General features: G+C 70.3%; 18 protein-coding genes. 15 read left to right on the forward strand and 3 right to left on the reverse strand.

Annotation, left to right across the window (positions count from 1 at the left end; genetic code table 11):
- Nucleotides 1-74: 74 nt before the first annotated feature.
- The 15 genes from OG975_RS35550 (at nt 75) to OG975_RS35620 (ending at nt 14198) form a co-directional block, all read left to right on the forward strand.
- Nucleotides 75-809: an SDR family oxidoreductase gene (locus tag OG975_RS35550; protein ID WP_406333422.1), complete on the forward strand. Its 735-nt coding sequence runs from the start codon at nt 75-77 to the stop codon at nt 807-809.
- A gap of 76 nt (nt 810-885) precedes the next feature.
- The gene (locus tag OG975_RS35555; protein WP_330307853.1) at nt 886-2325 is read left to right on the forward strand and encodes an aldehyde dehydrogenase family protein; all 1440 of its coding nucleotides are present in this window, start codon (nt 886-888) and stop codon (nt 2323-2325) included.
- A complete protein-coding gene (locus tag OG975_RS35560; RefSeq protein ID WP_406333423.1) occupies nt 2322-3527 on the forward strand; it encodes a CaiB/BaiF CoA transferase family protein in 1206 nt (401 codons plus the stop codon). Before OG975_RS35555 ends, OG975_RS35560 begins: the two co-directional genes overlap by 4 nt.
- 37 nt (nt 3528-3564) lie before the next feature.
- Nucleotides 3565-4932, forward strand: coding sequence for an ABC transporter substrate-binding protein (locus tag OG975_RS35565; RefSeq protein ID WP_406333425.1), 1368 nt, complete (start codon nt 3565-3567; stop codon nt 4930-4932).
- Between the two features lie 67 nt (nt 4933-4999).
- On the forward strand, nt 5000-5191 hold the full coding sequence (locus OG975_RS35570; protein ID WP_327432350.1) for a ferredoxin: 192 nt from the start codon (nt 5000-5002) through the stop codon (nt 5189-5191).
- A gap of 16 nt (nt 5192-5207) precedes the next feature.
- Nucleotides 5208-6605 (forward strand): cytochrome P450, encoded by a 1398-nt coding sequence (locus OG975_RS35575; RefSeq protein WP_406333426.1) that lies wholly within the window; start codon nt 5208-5210, stop codon nt 6603-6605.
- Complete coding sequence (locus OG975_RS35580) at nt 6602-8269, forward strand: thiolase C-terminal domain-containing protein (RefSeq protein WP_406333427.1); 1668 nt, start codon at nt 6602-6604, stop codon at nt 8267-8269. Before OG975_RS35575 ends, OG975_RS35580 begins: the two co-directional genes overlap by 4 nt.
- Nucleotides 8266-9162 (forward strand): alpha/beta hydrolase, encoded by an 897-nt coding sequence (locus tag OG975_RS35585; RefSeq protein ID WP_406333428.1) that lies wholly within the window; start codon nt 8266-8268, stop codon nt 9160-9162. The genes OG975_RS35580 and OG975_RS35585 overlap by 4 nt, the downstream gene beginning before the upstream one ends.
- On the forward strand, nt 9159-9797 hold the full coding sequence (locus tag OG975_RS35590) for a DoxX family protein (RefSeq protein WP_406333430.1): 639 nt from the start codon (nt 9159-9161) through the stop codon (nt 9795-9797). The genes OG975_RS35585 and OG975_RS35590 overlap by 4 nt, the downstream gene beginning before the upstream one ends.
- Nucleotides 9797-10663, forward strand: coding sequence for an NAD(P)-dependent oxidoreductase (locus OG975_RS35595; RefSeq protein ID WP_406333431.1), 867 nt, complete (start codon nt 9797-9799; stop codon nt 10661-10663). The genes OG975_RS35590 and OG975_RS35595 overlap by 1 nt, the downstream gene beginning before the upstream one ends.
- Before the next feature lie 79 nt (nt 10664-10742).
- Nucleotides 10743-12044 carry a cytochrome P450 gene (locus OG975_RS35600; protein WP_406333433.1) on the forward strand — a complete coding sequence of 434 codons (1302 nt, stop codon included), beginning with the start codon at nt 10743-10745 and terminating at the stop codon, nt 12042-12044.
- On the forward strand, nt 12041-12241 hold the full coding sequence (locus OG975_RS35605; RefSeq protein WP_406333434.1) for a ferredoxin: 201 nt from the start codon (nt 12041-12043) through the stop codon (nt 12239-12241). The genes OG975_RS35600 and OG975_RS35605 overlap by 4 nt, the downstream gene beginning before the upstream one ends.
- Before the next feature lie 371 nt (nt 12242-12612).
- Nucleotides 12613-12933, forward strand: coding sequence for a DUF1330 domain-containing protein (locus OG975_RS35610; protein ID WP_406333435.1), 321 nt, complete (start codon nt 12613-12615; stop codon nt 12931-12933).
- 131 nt (nt 12934-13064) lie between these two features.
- Nucleotides 13065-13490 (forward strand): hypothetical protein, encoded by a 426-nt coding sequence (locus OG975_RS35615; protein WP_406333437.1) that lies wholly within the window; start codon nt 13065-13067, stop codon nt 13488-13490.
- A gap of 141 nt (nt 13491-13631) precedes the next feature.
- On the forward strand, nt 13632-14198 hold the full coding sequence (locus tag OG975_RS35620; protein ID WP_330307866.1) for a TetR/AcrR family transcriptional regulator: 567 nt from the start codon (nt 13632-13634) through the stop codon (nt 14196-14198).
- Here the strand turns inward: OG975_RS35620 and OG975_RS35625 are convergent.
- The 3 genes from OG975_RS35625 to OG975_RS35635 are packed head-to-tail and all read right to left on the reverse strand — an operon-like array spanning nt 14152 to nt 16853.
- Entirely contained in the window at nt 14152-15060 is a 909-nt protein-coding gene (locus tag OG975_RS35625) for an alpha/beta hydrolase fold domain-containing protein (RefSeq protein WP_406333439.1), read from the reverse strand. The genes OG975_RS35620 and OG975_RS35625 overlap by 47 nt on opposite strands.
- Nucleotides 15053-15769: an enoyl-CoA hydratase/isomerase family protein gene (locus OG975_RS35630; RefSeq protein ID WP_406333440.1), complete on the reverse strand. Its 717-nt coding sequence runs from the start codon at nt 15767-15769 to the stop codon at nt 15053-15055. Before OG975_RS35630 ends, OG975_RS35625 begins: the two co-directional genes overlap by 8 nt.
- Nucleotides 15770-15824: 55 nt before the next feature.
- Nucleotides 15825-16853, reverse strand: a complete 1029-nt coding sequence (locus OG975_RS35635; protein ID WP_406333442.1) for a 2Fe-2S iron-sulfur cluster-binding protein — start codon at nt 16851-16853, stop codon at nt 15825-15827.
- Nucleotides 16854-16895: the final 42 nt, after the last annotated feature.

Consider the following 16895-nt stretch of genomic DNA (forward strand, 5'->3'; position numbering starts at 1 on the left):
GGTTGATTTGCGGAAAGTGAGAATGTAGTTTCCGCCACGTTGGAGCAAGCCGCCCATCCGAGCGAGGAGGCAGGATGCGGTTCCAGGACAAGGTGGCGATCGTCACCGGTGCGGGACAGGGAATCGGCGAGGAGTACGCCCGGGCGCTGGCCGCCGAGGGCGCACGCGTGGTGGTCGCCGAACTCAACGAGGAACAGGGCGAACGCGTCGCCAAGGAGATCGGCGACGCCGCCCTGTTCGTCAAGGTGGACGTGGCCGACCCGGCGTCGGCGGAGGCGATGGCGGCCGCCGTGATGGCGGAGTTCGGGCGCATCGACTACCTCGTCAACAACGCCGCGATCTTCCACAGCATGCGGCGCGACGGCCTCACCACGGTTCCCCTTGACTACCTCAACCGGTTCCTCCAGGTGAACCTGATGGGCGCACTGCACTGCACCCGCGCCGTGATCCCGCACATGACCGAGGGCGGGGCGATCGTCAACCAGTCGTCCACGGCGGCCTGGATGGGCGGCGGCTACTACGGGCTCGCGAAGGCCGGGATCAACAGCCTGACCGCCTCGCTCGCCGCAGAACTCGGCGGCAGGAACATCCGGGTCAACGGGATCGCACCGGGCCCCACCGACACCGACGCCACCCGGAGCATCGTTCCGGTGGAGTTCCAGGAAGCGATGACCAAGGGCCTGGCCATCAAGCGGATGGGCACGCCCGAAGACCTGGCGCCCACCGTCCTGTTCCTGCTCTCCGACGCCGCGCGCTGGCTGACCGGCCAGGTCGTCAGCGTGGACGGCGGACAGGTGGTGAGGCTGTGACGCTCTCGCTCAACGACGGACGGCACTCCCTCATCGAAGAACGTCGTTCCCTCGACGACGGACGGACGGTACGGCTGTGAAGCGGCTGCTCATCGACGGACAACTCGTCGCGACCGAACAGACCTTCTCCTCGCTCAACCCCGCCACCGGCGAGGTGCTCGACCAGGCCCCGGACGCCACCGCCGCCGACGCGGAAGCCGCCGTCGCGGCCGCCCGCCGCGCCTTCGACACCACCGGCTGGGCGACCGACGTACAGACCCGCATCCGCTGTCTCGACCAGCTGCACCAAGCGCTGACCGACCACCTGGAGGAGCTGCGCGAGCTGACCATCGCCGAGGTCGGCGCGCCCCGCATGCTCACCCACGGCCCCCAGCTCGACGATCCCGTCAAGCTGGTCCGCTTCTACGCCGACCTGTTGCGCAAGTACCCCATGAACGAGGAACTCGGCGAGGCCGAGATCCGGGGGCAGCGCCACCGCCGCTGGGTGGAGAAGGAGGCCGTCGGGGTCGTCGCCGGGATCACCGCGTACAACTACCCGAACCAACTCGCCCTGGCCAAGCTCGCCCCCTCACTCGCCGCCGGCTGCACGGTCGTCCTCAAGGGCGCACCGGACACCCCGCTGACCACGCTGTTCCTCGGCGAGCTGATCGCCGAGCACACGGACATCCCGCCCGGCGTGGTCAACGTCCTGTCCTCCTCCCGCGTCGAGGTCGGCGAGATCCTCACCACCCACCCCGACGTCGACATGGTCAGCTTCACCGGCTCCACCGCCACCGGCCGCCGGATCATGGAAGCGGCCAGCCGCACGATCAAGAAGCTCTTCCTGGAGCTCGGCGGCAAGTCCGCCATGATCATCCTCGACGACGCGGACTTCGCGACCGCCTCCATGTTCGCCGCCTTCACCATCTGCTCCCACTCGGGGCAGGGCTGCGCCCTCACCTCCCGGCTGCTGGTGCCCAGGGAGCACCATGACGAGATCGTGGGGATGGTCGCCGCCGGGCTCGGCCGCGTCACCCTCGGCGATCCCACCGACCCGAAGACCTACGCGGGCCCGCTCATCAGCGAACGACAGCGCGACAAGGTCGACGGCATGGTCCAGCGGGCCGTAGCGGCGGGCGCCACGCTGGTCACCGGCGGCAAGAAGGTCGACCCCGGCTTCTTCTACACACCGACCCTGCTCGGCAATGTCGCCCCGGACAGCGAGATCGCCCAGGACGAGGTCTTCGGGCCGGTCCTCGCGGTCATTCCGTACGACGGCGACGACGACGCGGTACGCATCGCCAACAACTCGATCTTCGGCCTGTCCGGCGGGGTGCAGAGCGGCGACGAGGAGCGGGCCATCGCGCTGGCCCGCCGGATCCGCACCGGCACCTTCAGCATCAACGGCGGCAACTACTTCGCGGCCGACGTCCCGTTCGGCGGCTACAAGCAGTCGGGGATCGGCCGGGAGAGCGGCGTGCCCGGCCTGGAGGAGTTCCTGGAGTACAAGTCCTTCGCGACCGTGATCCCGTCATGAGGCCGCTCGAAGGCATCCGCGTCCTCGAAGTGGCGATGTACGGCTTCGTCCCGTCGGCGGGCGCCGTGCTCGCCGACTGGGGCGCGGACGTCATCAAGGTCGAGCACGCCGTCACCGGCGATCCGCAGCGCGGCCTCCGCCAGACCGGAACCATCCGCGTCGAGGGCGACCCGAACCCCAACATCGAGCACGCCAACCGCGGCAAGCGCAGTCTCGGCCTCGACATGGCACGGCCCGAGGGCAAGGAGGTGCTGCACGAACTGGTCCGCCGCTCCGACGTGTTCCTGACCAGCTTCCTGCCCGGCGCCCGGACCCGGCTGGGCATCGACGTGGACGACATCCGCGCGCTCAACCCCACGATCGTGTACGCCCGGGGAAGCGCGCTCGGCCCGCGCGGACCGGAGGCGGACCGGGGCGGCTACGACATGACGGCCTTCTGGGCCCGCGCCGGAACCGCCGCCAGCATCACCCCGCCCGGCGTCGAGGGAATGATCAGCCCGCCCGCGCCCGCCTACGGCGACACCATCTCCGGCACGAACCTCGCCGGAGGCATCGCGGCGGCCCTGCTCCGCCGCGAGCGCACCGGCGAAGCATTGGTCGTGGACGTCTCCCTGCTCGGCAGCGGCGTCTGGGCCATGGGCCAGGCCGCCGCACTGGCCCTGCACCTCGACACGACCTGGGTGGCGCCGAAGCCGGGCACCCACGGCTCGCCGACCAACCCGCTCTCCGGCCTATACACCACCGCCGACGGGCACTACCTGTCCTTCGTCATGCTCCAGCCCGGCAAGTTCTGGGCCGACGTCTGCCGTCACATCGACCGGCCGGAGCTGGCCGACGATCCCCGCTTCGCGACGGCCGAGCTGATCGCCGCCAACACCGAGCAGGCCGTCAAGATCCTGCGGGAGGTGCTCGCGACCCGCACCCTCGCCCAGTGGACGGAGCGCTTCGCCACCCTCGCCGGGCCCTGGGCCCCCGTACAGGACCTGCTGCACGTCGGGGCGGACGCGCAAGTCCGGGCGAACGACTACCTGTTACGGGCCGGAGAGCTCGAACTGGCCGCCAGCCCGGTGCAGTTCGACGTCGCCGCCCCACACCTCAGGCCCGCGCCCGAGTTCGCCGCCCAGACCGAGGAGATCCTCATGGAACTGGGCCTGGACTGGACCCGCATCAGCGAGCTGAAAGCGGCGGGCGCGGTCACCTGATCACCGCACTTCGGGAACGATTGCTCGAGGAGGACCGATGAGACGCTTGCTCATCGCCGCGCTCGTCCTGGCCCTGGCCGGGTGTTCCGCCCGCTCCGCCACGTCGAGCAGCGACGTGCCGTCCAAGTCCGCGCCCGGCGGCTCCGCCGCCCAAGGGGACTTCGGCACGCTCAAGAACGTCTGCCACGACGGCAGCCCCAAGGCGGTCACGTCCCAGGGCGTCACCACCACCGACATCAAGGTCGGCGTCTTCAGCGACGTGGGCTTCACCAAGAACCCGGAGTTCGTGAACGCGGCCAAGGTGTTCACCTCCTGGTGCAACGACGCGGGCGGCATCAACGGACGCCAGCTCGTCCCCACCACCCGCGACGCCAAGCTCTTCGAGGGCCGCCAGCGGATGATCGAGGCCTGCCGGGAGGACTTCGCACTCGTCGGCGGAGGCACCGCCTTCGACGGCACGGCCGTCAAGGACCGGCTGAAGTGCCTGCTCCCTGAATTCCCCGCCCAGTCCGTCCAGTTGGAGGCCTTCGGCGCGGACCTCTCGGTGCAGACCCTGCCCGCCGGAGTCGGCTACGCGTCCTATCCCGGCTACTACTCCTGGCTGATCAAGGAGGCGTACCCGGACTCCGCCGGCCACATCGGCATCATCTCCGGCGACATACCGACCACCAAGGTCCTCGCCAACGAGGCGAAGGAACTGCTGCCCGCGCTGGGCGGCAAGGTCACCTACACCGACCTCTACCCGGCCGCGGGCGTCGCCGACTGGACGCCGTACGCGCAGACCATCAAGAGCAAGAAGCTCAAGGGCCTGATCTTCAACGGCGACTTCGCCAGCCTCGCCAAGCTGGAGCAGGCGCTCACCAACACCGGCTACAAGCTCGACTGGGTCGACGCCAACAACAACGCCTACGGCCCCGCCTTCATCAAACTGGCGGGCACCGCGCTCGACACACAGACCAACTTCGCCGACCTCAGCGGCTTCTCCCCGCTGGAGCAGGCCTCCGGCAACCCGGCGACCAAGAAGGTCGTCGACCTGTTCGCCAAGTACGCCCCCGGCGCCCAGGTCACCCTGCCCGCGCTGCGCGCCTTCTCCGCCTGGCTGCTGTTCGCCAGTGCGGCGAGCGACTGCGCCGAGCTGACCCGCAAGTGCGTGTACGACAACACGGTCAAGCAGAAAGCCTGGACGGGCGGCGGACTGCAGGCCCCCGCGGACCTGACCAGCCCCACCAACCCGCCCACGTGCTTCAACGTCGTCAAGGCGACCTCGAAGGGCTGGACCGCCGCCGACTTCAAGCCCGACCAGGGCGCCTACCGCTGCGACGAACAGCCGTACAAGTACAAGAAGTCGTACGGCAAGCCCGCGACCCTCGCCGATGTCGGCAAGTCCATGGCGGATCTGAAGTAGCCACCACGGATCCGAAGCAGCCACAGCCGATGCGGCCGATGCGGCCGATGCAGGAAGGAAGCACGTCGTGAAGGTACGAGTCGATCCTGAACGCTGCCAGGGCCACACGCTCTGCGCCATGCGGGCTCCGAAGGTCTTCGAGCTCAGCGAGATCGACGGTCACTCGTCGGCGATCAACGAGGACGTTCCGGACGACCAGCGGGACCAGGTCATCGAGGCGGTCAGGTCCTGCCCGGAACGCGCGATCTTCGTCTCCTGAGGGGAGAAACAGCAGGATGACCACGGACGACGTCGTGAGCGGCGACGATCGCACCCAGCAGGGTGGCGACGACCGCAAGAAGCACAGGGTCGAGTTCGACCGGCACACCCCCGAGTACCGCCACCAATTCGAGGACACCACCCACGAGTTGCAGTCCCGGTGCCCCATCGCCTGGACCGACACCCACGGCGGCCACTGGGTGGCCAGCGGCAACCGCGAGGTCTTCGAACTGGCCCGCTCCGCCGAGTACCTCTCCAACGACCACGACGTACGGGGCGAACGGCGCGGCTACCACGGCATCTCCATCCCCCCGCCGCCCCGCGAGCGGGGGCAGGTCCAGGGCGGATTCCTGGAGATGGACCCGCCGGAACAGCGCCACTACCGGCAGGCGCTCAACCCCTATCTCTCCCCGGCGGCCATCAGCCGCTGGATCCCGGTCATCGACGAGGTGGTGCGCGCCGCCCTCGACGAGAAGATCGAGGAGGGGCGGATCGACTTCGTCGACGACCTCGCCAACATCGTGCCGGCCGTCCTCACCCTGGCGATGATGGGCATCCCGCTAAAGGACTGGACCGTCTACAACGAGCCGGCCCACGCCTCGGTCTACACCCCGCCCCACTCGCCCGACATGCCACGCGTCATCGAGCTGAGCCGGAACATGGGCCGGGGCCTGGCCATGGCGATCGCGGAGATCCGGGCGAACCCCAGGCCGGGCCTGGTGGACGCCCTGGTCCGCGCGGAGATCAACGGCAAGACCCCGCCCGACTCCGAACTCCTCGGCGTACTCGCCCTGTTGATCGGCGGCGGCTTCGACACCACGACGGCGCTCACCGCGCACTCCCTGGAGTGGCTGGGGGAGAACCCGGCCGAGCGGGAGCGCCTCAGCCGGGAGCGGGACACCCTGCTCGACTCCGCGACCGAGGAGTTCCTGCGCTTCTACGCACCCGCCCCCGGCGACGGACGCACCTTCTCGGCGGACTGCGAGATCGCCGGAACCCGGTTCAAGGAGGGCGAACGGCTCTGGCTCTCCTGGGCGATGGCCAACCGTGACCCCGCCGTGTTCCCGGACCCGAACACCATCGACATGCGGCGCCCGGCCAACCGGCACAGCAGCTTCGGCCTGGGCATCCACCGCTGCATCGGCTCGAACGTCGCCCGCACGGTGTTCAAGCGGATGGTCGTCCAGGTGCTCGACCGGATGCCGGACTACCGGTGCGACCCGGAAGGCGCGGAGCACTACGAGACGATCGGCATCATCCAGGGCATGCGCCACCTCCCGGCGACGTTCACCCCCGGACCCCGGCTCGGCGCCGGGCTCGACGAGACGCTGAAGGTCCTCCAGAAGGTCTGCGACGAACAGCGGATCGCCGAGCCGGTGACGGTCCGGAAGGCGAAGGCGCGGATCACCGAATGAGCGACGAGACCTCAGGGCGTCCGCTGCCGGAGATCACAGAGGAGAACGAGTTCTTCTGGACCTCCGGCGCGGACGGCCGGCTGCGCCTGACGGAGTGCGGATCCTGCGCGGCCCTGCTCCATCCCCCACAGCCGGTCTGCCGCTACTGCCACGGACACGAGACCGGCGTACGGGCCGTCTCCGGCTTCGCGACACTGATCGGATTCACCGTCAACCACCGCTTCGGCCTGCCCGGACTGCCACCGCCCTACGTGGTGGCGCAGGTCGCCATCGAGGAGGATCCCCGGGTCCGGCTCACCACCAACGCCGTCCAATGCGACCCGGAACGGCTTGAGTTGGGCATGCGGATGGAGGTCGTCTTCGAGCAGGTCGAGAACACCTGGCTGCCGCTGTTCCGCCCCGCCGCCGAGCAGGGCCCACCGGCTCCGCTCCCGTCGGACGAGGTGGCACCGGACCAACTCCGGCCCCGCGTCCGCCCGATGGCCACCACCGAGAAGTTCGAGGACAAGGTCGCGATCAGCGGCATCGGCAGCTCACGGATCGGGCGCCGCCTGATGGTCCCGCCGCTGTCCCTGACCGTGCGGGCATGCGAACAGGCCATCTCCGACGCCGGGTTGACGATCGACGACATCGACGGCCTGGCGACCTACCCGGGCGCCGGAGCGTACGGCGGCTTCGCCGAAGGAGGCGTGACCGCGCTGGAGGCCGCCCTGGGAGTGCGCCCCACCTGGCACCACGGCGGCGGCGAGACCTTCGGCCCCGGCGGCTCACTCATCGCCGCGATGCTGGCGGTCGCGGGCGGCCTCGCCCGGCATGTGCTGTGCTTCCGTACGGTCTGGGAGGCGACGTACACCGAACTGATACGGCGCGGCCGGATCCGCCCACAGGACAACTCCCGTACGGCGCCGGGCTGGTTGAAGCCCTTCGGCGCCGTCTCGGCGGCACACACGCTGGCCCAGAACGCGCAGCGGCACTTCCAACGCTACGGGACCACGCGCGAGACGCTCGGCTGGATCGCGCTCAACCAGCGGGCGAACGCCGAGCTCAACCCGACGGCCGTCTACCGCGAACCGATGACCATGGACGACTACCTGAACGCCAGGCCCGTCACCACACCCTTCGGGCTGTACGACTGCGATGTGCCCTGCGACGGAGCGGTCGCCGTGATCGTGTCCACCGTGGACGCGGCACGGGACCTGGCCAAGCCGCCCGTCCTGGTGGAGGCGGTCGGCACCCAGATCCTGGAACGGATCGAGTGGGACCAGAGCACGCTCACCCACGAACCGCAGGTGCTCGGCCAGTCCGCCCACCTCTGGTCGCGTACGTCGCTGAAGCCCGCCGACGTCGACGTGGCCCAGCTCTACGACGGCTTCACCTTCAACTGCCTCTCCTGGATAGAGGCGTTGGGCTTCTGCGGGATCGGCGAGGCCAGGGACTTCCTCGACGGCGGAAAGAACATCGCCAGAGACGGCGTGCTGCCGCTCAACACCCATGGCGGCCAGCTCTCCCACGGCCGCACCCATGGCATGGGCCTGGTCCACGAGGCGGTTGCGCAGCTGCGCGGGGAGGCCGGTGCGCGACAGGTGCCGGGCGCGCGGGTCGCCGTGGCCAGCAGCGGGGGGCTCACCCCCAGCGGTGTGCTGCTTCTCAGGGCGGACGCGTGACCAGCGTCGCGCGGGTTGTCGACGTCGACGGCATCCCCGTGTCGGCGCTGCTGCGGGAGGCGCGGCAGCCGCGGGCCGTGGTGCTGGCGCTGCACGGCGGATCCGCGTACTCGGGGTACTTCGACTACCCGGACCGGCCTCGGCTGTCGCTGCTGCGGACCGGTGAGGCGCTCGGGTTCACCGTCGTCGCCATCGACCGTCCGGGGTACGGCAGTTCGGCCCCGCACGCCGCGGAGCTGACCACCGTGGAGCGGCGGGTCGACCTCGCCTACGGGGCGGTGGACCGGCTGCTCGCGGCGCGTCCGCGTGGGGCCGGAATCTTCGTCCTCGCCCATTCCATCGGCTGCGAACTGGCGTTGCGCATGGCGGTCGACGACCGCGGGCGGGACCTGCTCGGCGTGGAGCTCGCCGGCACCGGGCGCCACCACCACGATGACGCGGTGGGGATCCTGGGGGACGCGCTGCGCGCCGATCCCGCCCCGCGCCGGCCGCGCGGGGTGCGCGACCTGCTGTGGCAGCCCTCCCGGCTCTATCCCGAGGACGTGGTCGGCGGCGCCCGTATCTCGTCCCCCTCGCCCGCCTACGAGGGGGTCGTGGCGCGCAGCTGGATCGAGACCTTCCCCGAACTCGCCGCGCGGGTACGCGTCCCCGTGCACTTCAGCCTCGGCGAACACGAACGCGTGTGGCGCACCGGACCCTCGGCGCTCGCCGACATCGCGTCCATGTTCACCGCCTCGCCCAGGGTCGCCGTCGACCAACAGGCGGACGGCGGCCACAACTTGAGCATCGGACTGACCGCGATGGCGTACCACCTGAAGGTCCTGTCGTTCGTCGAGGAATGCGTGCTCGCACGCGCGGAAGCCGCCGAGCAGCGGCCGGGGAGGGCGAGTTGAGCGACGCCGACGTGGTCGCGCTGCTGCTGGTGCGGGTGGTCCTGGGCGGCGTCATGATCGCGCACGGGGTCAACCACTGGCGGGGCGGCGGCCGTATCGAGGGCACGGCCCGCTGGTTGGGCGGGCTCGGGCTGCGGCACGGGACGCTTCAGGCGTGGCTGAGCGTGCTGACCGAGGTGGGCGCGGGCGTGCTGCTGGTGGCCGGGCTGCTGACATCGCTCGCCTGCGCGGCGGTCATCTCGGTGATGCTGGTCGCGGGCGTCCTCGCGCACCGGCCGAACGGTTTCTTCGTCTTCAAGGACGGCTACGAGTACGTCCTCACGCTGGCCGTGGTCGCACTGGCACTGGCCGTGCTGGGCCCCGGCCGGCTGTCCCTGGACCACGCGGGCGACATCGAGGTGACCGGGTGGGCCGGGGGCGGCATCGCGCTCGGGGTGGCCGTGGGGGCGACTGCGGGGCTGCTGGCGGTGTTCTGGCGACCGCGGCCGACGACCGATACGCCGCAGCCGACGACCGATACGCCGGAGGGGGCGACCGATGCGCCGGAGGGGACGCCCGACACCGAGGGGCCGGCCGAGACCGACGACTCGGACGATCCACCGGTGACCGAACCGGCCGAGCAGGAGGCCCGCTGATGCGCGTCGGATTCATCGGACTGGGCAGTCAGGGCGGGCCCATGGCGCGCCGGATCGTCGACGCGGACTTCGCGACGACACTGTGGGCCCGCCGTCCCGCCTCGCTCACCCCGTTCGCCGGCACGCCCGTGCGGCGCGCCGCGTCACCCGCCGAACTGGCCGCGGCCAGCGACCTGGTGTGCGTGTGCGTCGTCGACGACGCCGATGTCGAGGAGGTCGTCGCCGGGGACCGCGGTGTGCTGGCCGGCCTCCGACAGGGCGGGGTGATCGCCGTGCACAGCACCGTCCACCCCGACACCTGCCGCCGGCTCGCCGACCGCGCCCGGGCCCGCGGCGTCACGCTGATCGACGCGCCCGTGAGCGGGGGCGGGGGAGCGGCGGCCGAGGGGCGCCTGCTGGTGATGGTCGGGGGCGAGTCCGGCACCGTCGCCTTCTGCCGCCGCGTCTTCGAGACATACGGCGATCCGGTCGTCCACATGGGCCCGCTGGGCTCGGGACAGGTCGCCAAGCTCCTCAACAACGCCCTGTTCACGGCACATCTCGCGACCGCCGCCGATGTGCTCGCCCTCGGGCGGACGCTCGACGTCGACCCCTCGGGCCTCGCCTCCGTCATCGCGCACGGCAGCGGGTCGAGCTTCGCGCTGGGCCGGGTCGCCGCGGCGGGCGGCACCCTCGACCGCATCGCCTCCCACGCCGGACCGCTGCTCCGCAAGGACGTCCGGCTGCTGGCCGACCTCGCCGGCTCGGCGGGCGCCCCGACGGGCACCTTGATGGCGGCCGCCGGCGACGCCCTCGCCCTCATGGATCACCACCGGGCCGGGACAGCCGCTCTCCCAACTCACCCTGGATCCAAGCGAGTTCGCTGATCTCTGAATATGGAAATGCCCTTCTCTTAATTAGAGAACATTGATATCGTTCTTCGGTGCCAGGGTGATGAAGGGAGCCGTGCAGCCAGTGCGAAAAGACTTCGAGGACATCGACTTCTTCCGGGACGACGAACCCGTCGCGGACCCGTACACGTACTTCGAGGCCCTGCGCGGAAAGTGCCCCGTGCACCGCGAGAGCCACCACGACGTGATGATGGTGAGCGGGTACGACGAGGCGGTGCAGATCTTCAGCGACGCCGAGACGTTCTCGTCCTGTCTCTCGGTGACCGGCCCCTTCCCCGGGTTCCCGGTCCCGCTCGAAGGCGACGACGTGAGCGAGCTGATCGAGCGGTACAGGGACCAGCTCCCGTTCAGCGACCAGCTGCCGACGCTCGACCCGCCCCTGCACACCGACCACCGCGGCCTGCTGATGCGGCTGATCACACCCAGGCGCCTCAAGGAGAACGAGGCGGCCATGTGGCACCTCGCCGACGCTCAACTGGACGCGTACCTCGTCGGCGGCGAGGGCGACTACATCAGCGGCTTCGCGGGTCCCTTCACCCTGCGCGTCATCACCGATCTGCTCGGTGTGCCCGAGGAGGACCGCGAGGAGTTCGTCGAGGGACTCGAACACCGGCCGCAGGACGACCCCGGCGTCGGCAGCACCGAGAAGGCGATGGAACACACGCCGCTGGAATACCTGTACGAGCGCTTCGCCGCCTACGCCGAGGACCGCCGCCGCACACCCCGCGACGACGTCATCACGGGCCTGGCCACCGCGACGTTCCCCGACGGCTCGACCCCCGACGTCGCCGATGTCGCGCGCGTCGCCACCAACCTCTTCGCGGCCGGGCAGGAGACCACCGTCCGGCTCCTCAGCAACGCGCTCAAAGTCATGGCCGAGGATCAGGAGTTCCAGCAGCTGCTGCGCACCGAGCGTGACCGCATCCCCAACTTCATCGAAGAGACCCTGCGGATGGAGAGCCCCATCAAAGGCGACTTCCGGCTCTCCCGCGTGCCGTCCACGGTGGGCGGGGTCGACATCCCCGCCGGCACCACGGTCATGGTGCTCAACGGCGCCGCGAACCGCGACCCGCGCCACTTCGAGGACCCGGGAACGTTCGACGCGGGCCGCGCCAACGCCCGTCATCACCTCGCGTTCGGCCGCGGCCCCCACACCTGCCCCGGCGCGCCCCTGGCCCGTGCCGAGGCCCGGGTCGCCATCGAGCGGATCCTCGACCGCACGACCGACATCAGGATCTCCGAGCGCGTGCACGGCCCCGCGGACGCCCGCGCCTACCGCTATCTGCCGACCTACATCCTGCGCGGACTGACCCATCTGAACCTGGAGTTCACGCTCGCCGAGGAGTCCGCCCGATGAACGGCCCGATGAAAGCCACCGTCGACGACGAGCGCTGCCGCGGGCACGGCGTGTGCTGGTCGCTCTGTCCCGAGGTGTTCGACCTGACCGACGACGGTTACGCCGTGGTACTGACGCCGGAAGTCCCCGCCGAGTTCGAGGACACGGTCCGCAAGGCCGCCGGAAGCTGCCCCGAACGCGCGATCACGGTCAGCTGAGGAGAAACCGATGCCCGAGGGACCGAAGGGGTTGGTAGCTGCTCGCAGGAGAGTGTGCACGAGGGCGGTGTAACTCGATCGTGTGATCGTCGGCTCGCGGGCTTGCGACGTCCTGGGCCGTCCGGGTTAACGTGATCGTGCGATCTGGGACGCCGGGTACGGCGCCAGTGTGCGGGGCCCCTGCTCCACCGGAGTGATGGTTCAGGGCCTCCCCGTCGCCTCTGGCCGTTTCCATATGGCCAGGTCGCGCAGGGAACTGGCCTCCCGGGATCGGACTGCGCACGGGATGCGTGTCGCCGCCCCGGGGTTGAGTACGCCGGGGACCAGTACGCCCAAGACCGTTCGGGGTGTGCGGCTGAGCGGGATCACTCATGCTCAGTCTCCAGGAGCGGTACGTCATCCTGACCGAGACCATCAAGGACCCGGCGGGCATGGACGCCTACAGCCGAGCGGCCGGTCCGTCGATGGTCCAGGGCGGTGCCTCCGTCCTGGCGGTCGACGGACAGCCGCAAGTACTGGAAGGCGCCTGGCGCGGCGACCGTACCGTCGTCCTCAAATTCGCGTCGGTGGAAGCGGCCCGCGCCTGGTACGAGTCGGCCGCGTACGAGCGGGCGAAGCCACTGCGGCAGGTCGCGTCCGACACCAACGCCGTGATCGTCTCCGGCTTCGAGCCGCCACCTCGGCATGTGTGACCTGGAGCTGTGCTGCGGGCTGCCACCCGGTCCCGACTTCGCCGAACTCGTCGTACTCGCCGAGGAGTTGGACTATGAACGGGCGTGGATCTACGACTCGGCGCCACTGTGGGAGGACCCCTTCGGCCGCGATGATCGTGTCCGGCACCGTGCTCGACCCCGGCGAGGCGAGGGACTGCGACCGGGTGCGCGAGGCGATCGGACCGTGGCGGGTCGTCGACTGGCACAACGCGTACGCCCAGGGCGGCGCCGAGGCGGTCGACGCGCTGCCCGGCGGCCTGGCCTGGCGGGAGTCCCTCGAAGCACTCGCCCCCGAGGGCGAACGCCATCTGCTGACCTTCGACGGCCATGTCACCCACCTCCCCGACCGCGACCGGCGGCTGCTGGAGCACATCGACCTCACGACCATGGTCGGTGACGCGGCACGCGTCGCCCGACAGCTCTCGCGGCTCGCCGACGCCGGATTCCGGGAGGTCGTCTACACGCCGGCCGGGCCCGACGTGGCCCGCGAGCTGCGCACCTTCGCCGCCGCCTACCGGCAACTGACCGGGCAATAGTTCCGGGCACGTCCGAGCAATCGAATCGAGCAGGTTCGGGCAATCGATTCGAGCAGTGGATTCGCACCGGCCGAAGGGTCGCCTGCCCGCCGCGGTAACCGTAATGTCACATCGGTGTGTCCGTGGCGGAAGGGGTGCCGAATGACGACGGCCCGGCGCGAGGAGATCCTTGCCGCGGCCCTGGCGGTGTTCGCCGAGCGCGGCTACCGAGGGGCCTCGATCGACGCGGTGGCGGAACGCGCGGGCCTGACCAGACAGGGCGTGCTGCACTACTTCCCCAGCAAGAAGCGGCTTCTCGTCGCGCTCCTGGAGCTCAGGGAGGAACTCGCCCGGGAACATCTGGCCGCCGACCACGCGGACAAGGACATCCCGAGCCAGCTCGCCGAGGTCGTCGCCTACGACCACCTCAACCCCGGCCTCGCCCAGATACACAGTGTGCTGGTCGCCGAGGGGATGGCCGGGAGCGATCAGGCCCAGCAGTACTGCCACGACCGCAATCAGGCGATCCAGGAGCACACGACCGAATACCTCACCAAGCTCTACGGCGACCGCCTGCCCAGCGGCCTCACCCCGCGCGCCGCGGCGACGGCCCTGGTGGTGATGCTCGACGGGATGCATCAGCAGTGGCTGCTGGACGGCGAGCAGTCCGACTATCCCGAGATCACACGGGATGTGGTGGCTGTCCTGCTGGGCTCCACGCCTGTATGAAGTCGGCCATGGCCGTGACGACTTCGGGGCGCAGGCTCGCCGCGTCCTGCCGTACCCGCAGGTCCACCGTGACGCCGGACCGGGCCGCGCGGGCGGCGAACTCCAGGGAGTCGTCCAGCAGGGGATCGGTGCCCGCCGCCAGCAGCTGGATCGGGGGCAGCCCGTGCAGATTGGCGTGCAGGGGGCTCAGCAGTGGGTTGGTCGGATCGGTGCCGGCGGCGTAGGCCGCGGCGCGCAGCCGGAGTTCGTCGACGTCGAAGGTGGGATCGGCGGCCGCGTTGAGCAGCAGACTCGGCGCCTCCAGGGTCAGATCGAGCAGCGCCGAACTGAGCACCCCGCAGCGCGGCGGCGGTGCTCCCATGTCCCGCAGCCGGACCAGCAGGGCGGCCGCGAGTCCGGCCCCCAGCCGCTCGCCCGCCACGGCCACCGGGCCGCGGGCCTGGCAGGAGCCGTACACGGCGTGGATGTCGTCGAGCGCCGCCGGGAACGACGTCCGGTATCGGGGGCAGACGACGACCGCTCCCGTGCACAGCGCCAGCCGCTCGGCCAGGTCGAGCGCCGACTCCGGCGTCCCCGACAGATGCCGGTCACCGTGCACATAGAGCACGACCAGATCGGTGGGCTCCGGCGGCCGCACGACGGGACCGACCGGACTCGACTCGATGCGCACATGCGTCAAGTCGCCTTGTACGTCCGCCGATTCGGCCCGTACGTCGATTTCGCGGGCGGCGCGAGCGTCGGCTGAACCGGCGTGTATGTCGGCCGAACTCGCTCGCAGGTCGGCCGAACCCGCCCGTACGTAGGCTGAACTGGCGCGTACGTCAGTCCTGTTGGCGCCTGCCTCGACTCGTGTGTCATCCACGGGACATCACCCTTTCCGCTGCCTGCCAGTGCTCGTCCGCCACCCACAACCGGGCGAAGGCGCGCGCGGCCTCCTCGGCGGTCAGGTCTCCCGCCATGACCCGCTTGATCTCCTGCGCCGGGCGGGTGGCGAGCGAGCGGGCCAGCGCACGCCAGCCCTCCTCGAAGGCGGCCCGTGGCAGTACTCGGTCCACCAGTCCGAGGCGCTGGGCCTCCGCCGCGTCCAGCACGGTTCCGGTGCCGGCGAGCAGCAGTGCCCGGCCCCTGCCGACGAGTGCGGCGAGCCGTTCGGCGCCGCCCCACGCGGGCATGATCGCCAGGGCCGTCTGGTTGAAGCCGATCCGGATGTCGTCGGCGGCGACGCGGATGTCGGCGGACACCGCGACTTCGGCGCCGCCACCGAACGCGTGACCGTTCAGCGCGGCGATCACCGGGCCGGGGAAGGAGGCGAGCCGGTCGCAGATACCCCGCATCCTGAGGGCCATGGCCAGCGCCTCGTCCTCGGTGCGGATCGCGGCCAGTTCCTTCAGGTCGCCCCCCGACACGAACGCCTTGTCGCCCGCGCCCTTGATGACCAGCGCCCGGGCGTCCGCCACCGCGTCGAGGGCCTTGTCCAGCTCGCCCATGGTGGCCGGAGCGATGGCGTTGCGGGCGTGCGGGCGGTCGATGGTGATGACCGCCAGGCCCTGGTCCACTTCGAGATCTACCATGTGCGCCCCTCCGGTCTCCGGTTGAGAGTTCAGTTCTTGCGTATGAGTAGCGAGTTCAGTTCTCGTAGACGACGGTGACGTGCGGCGTCACCGGTTCGCCCTGGCAGGTGAGGACCCAGCCCTCGGCCACCTCGTCGTCGTCCAACGCGTTGTTGACGCGCATCTTGGCCTCGCCCTCGGTGACATGGGCGATGCAGGTGGCGCAGTTGCCCGACGCGCAGGAGAAAGGCGGGAAGAGTCCGGCACGGCGGGCGCTCTCCAGGAGGGTCTCGCCCGGGTGCTGCGGGACGGTGTGCCGCTTTCCGGCGAGGACGATGCTGACGGTGCCGTCCGTCTTCCCCCCTGCTTTCCCCTCCGCTTTCCCCTCCGCGGGAAGGGTGTTCGCGACGGCGGTCGGCTCGTCCGCGGTCGGCGTGAAGCGCTCGGCGAAGATCTGCCCGGAGTCGACACCGTGGGCGAGAAGGGCGTTCTCGGACAGCTCCATGAACGGTCCGGGCCCGCAGAGGTAGAAGTCCGCGTCCAGGTCGTCGCCCGTGAAGTCCCGCACCTGGGCGTCGGTGACGAATCCGCCCAGGTCGTCCAGGTGGTGGCGGATCTCGAAGCGGTCCGGGTGCCGCGCCGCCAACTCGGCCAGCGCGGCGGCGAAGATGACCGAGTCCGCGTCCCGGTTGGCCGCAAGGACGCGCACCCGCCTGCTCGTTGTCGCCAGCGCCGTCTTGGCGAGCGACAGGATCGGTGTGATCCCGCTGCCTCCGCACAGCGCCAGCAGCGGCGTGGAGGTCTCCCGCAGACAGAACACCCCGGCGGGGCGGGTGGTCTCGATCACGTCGCCGGCTTCGAGATGCTCGTGCATCCAGTTCGACACCAGCCCCCCGGGAACCCGCTTCACCGTGGTCATCAACTCGCTGTCGGTGTCCGGAGAACTCGACATCGAGTAACTGCGCAGGGCGCCGCATGCCCTGACCGTCAAGAACTGTCCGGCTCGGTAGGGGAACGGCGCGTCGAGCACATATGTGCGCGTGTCGGGTGTCTCCTGGACGATCCGCTTGATCCGGACCGGGTGGAAACCGTGGTCTCGTACCATGTATGGAATTTACCTTCTCCTTCTGCGAGAGTGCAATTCTCA

This window comes from Streptomyces sp. NBC_00203 (genome assembly GCF_045206325.1).
Classification (GTDB): domain Bacteria; phylum Actinomycetota; class Actinomycetes; order Streptomycetales; family Streptomycetaceae; genus Streptomyces; species Streptomyces lutosisoli.

Coding starts and splice junctions, on each gene's coding strand:
- OG975_RS35550 (WP_406333422.1), top strand. CDS start 75: ATGCGGTTCCAGGACAAGGTGGCGATCGTCACCGGTGCGGGACAGGGA.
- OG975_RS35560 (WP_406333423.1), top strand. CDS start 2,322: ATGAGGCCGCTCGAAGGCATCCGCGTCCTCGAAGTGGCGATGTACGGC.
- OG975_RS35565 (WP_406333425.1), top strand. CDS start 3,565: ATGAGACGCTTGCTCATCGCCGCGCTCGTCCTGGCCCTGGCCGGGTGT.
- OG975_RS35575 (WP_406333426.1), top strand. CDS start 5,208: ATGACCACGGACGACGTCGTGAGCGGCGACGATCGCACCCAGCAGGGT.
- OG975_RS35580 (WP_406333427.1), top strand. CDS start 6,602: ATGAGCGACGAGACCTCAGGGCGTCCGCTGCCGGAGATCACAGAGGAG.
- OG975_RS35595 (WP_406333431.1), top strand. CDS start 9,797: ATGCGCGTCGGATTCATCGGACTGGGCAGTCAGGGCGGGCCCATGGCG.
- OG975_RS35605 (WP_406333434.1), top strand. CDS start 12,041: ATGAACGGCCCGATGAAAGCCACCGTCGACGACGAGCGCTGCCGCGGG.
- OG975_RS35610 (WP_406333435.1), top strand. CDS start 12,613: ATGCTCAGTCTCCAGGAGCGGTACGTCATCCTGACCGAGACCATCAAG.
- OG975_RS35615 (WP_406333437.1), top strand. CDS start 13,065: ATGATCGTGTCCGGCACCGTGCTCGACCCCGGCGAGGCGAGGGACTGC.
- OG975_RS35620 (WP_330307866.1), top strand. CDS start 13,632: ATGACGACGGCCCGGCGCGAGGAGATCCTTGCCGCGGCCCTGGCGGTG.
- OG975_RS35630 (WP_406333440.1), bottom strand. CDS start 15,769: ATGGTAGATCTCGAAGTGGACCAGGGCCTGGCGGTCATCACCATCGAC.
- OG975_RS35635 (WP_406333442.1), bottom strand. CDS start 16,853: ATGGTACGAGACCACGGTTTCCACCCGGTCCGGATCAAGCGGATCGTC.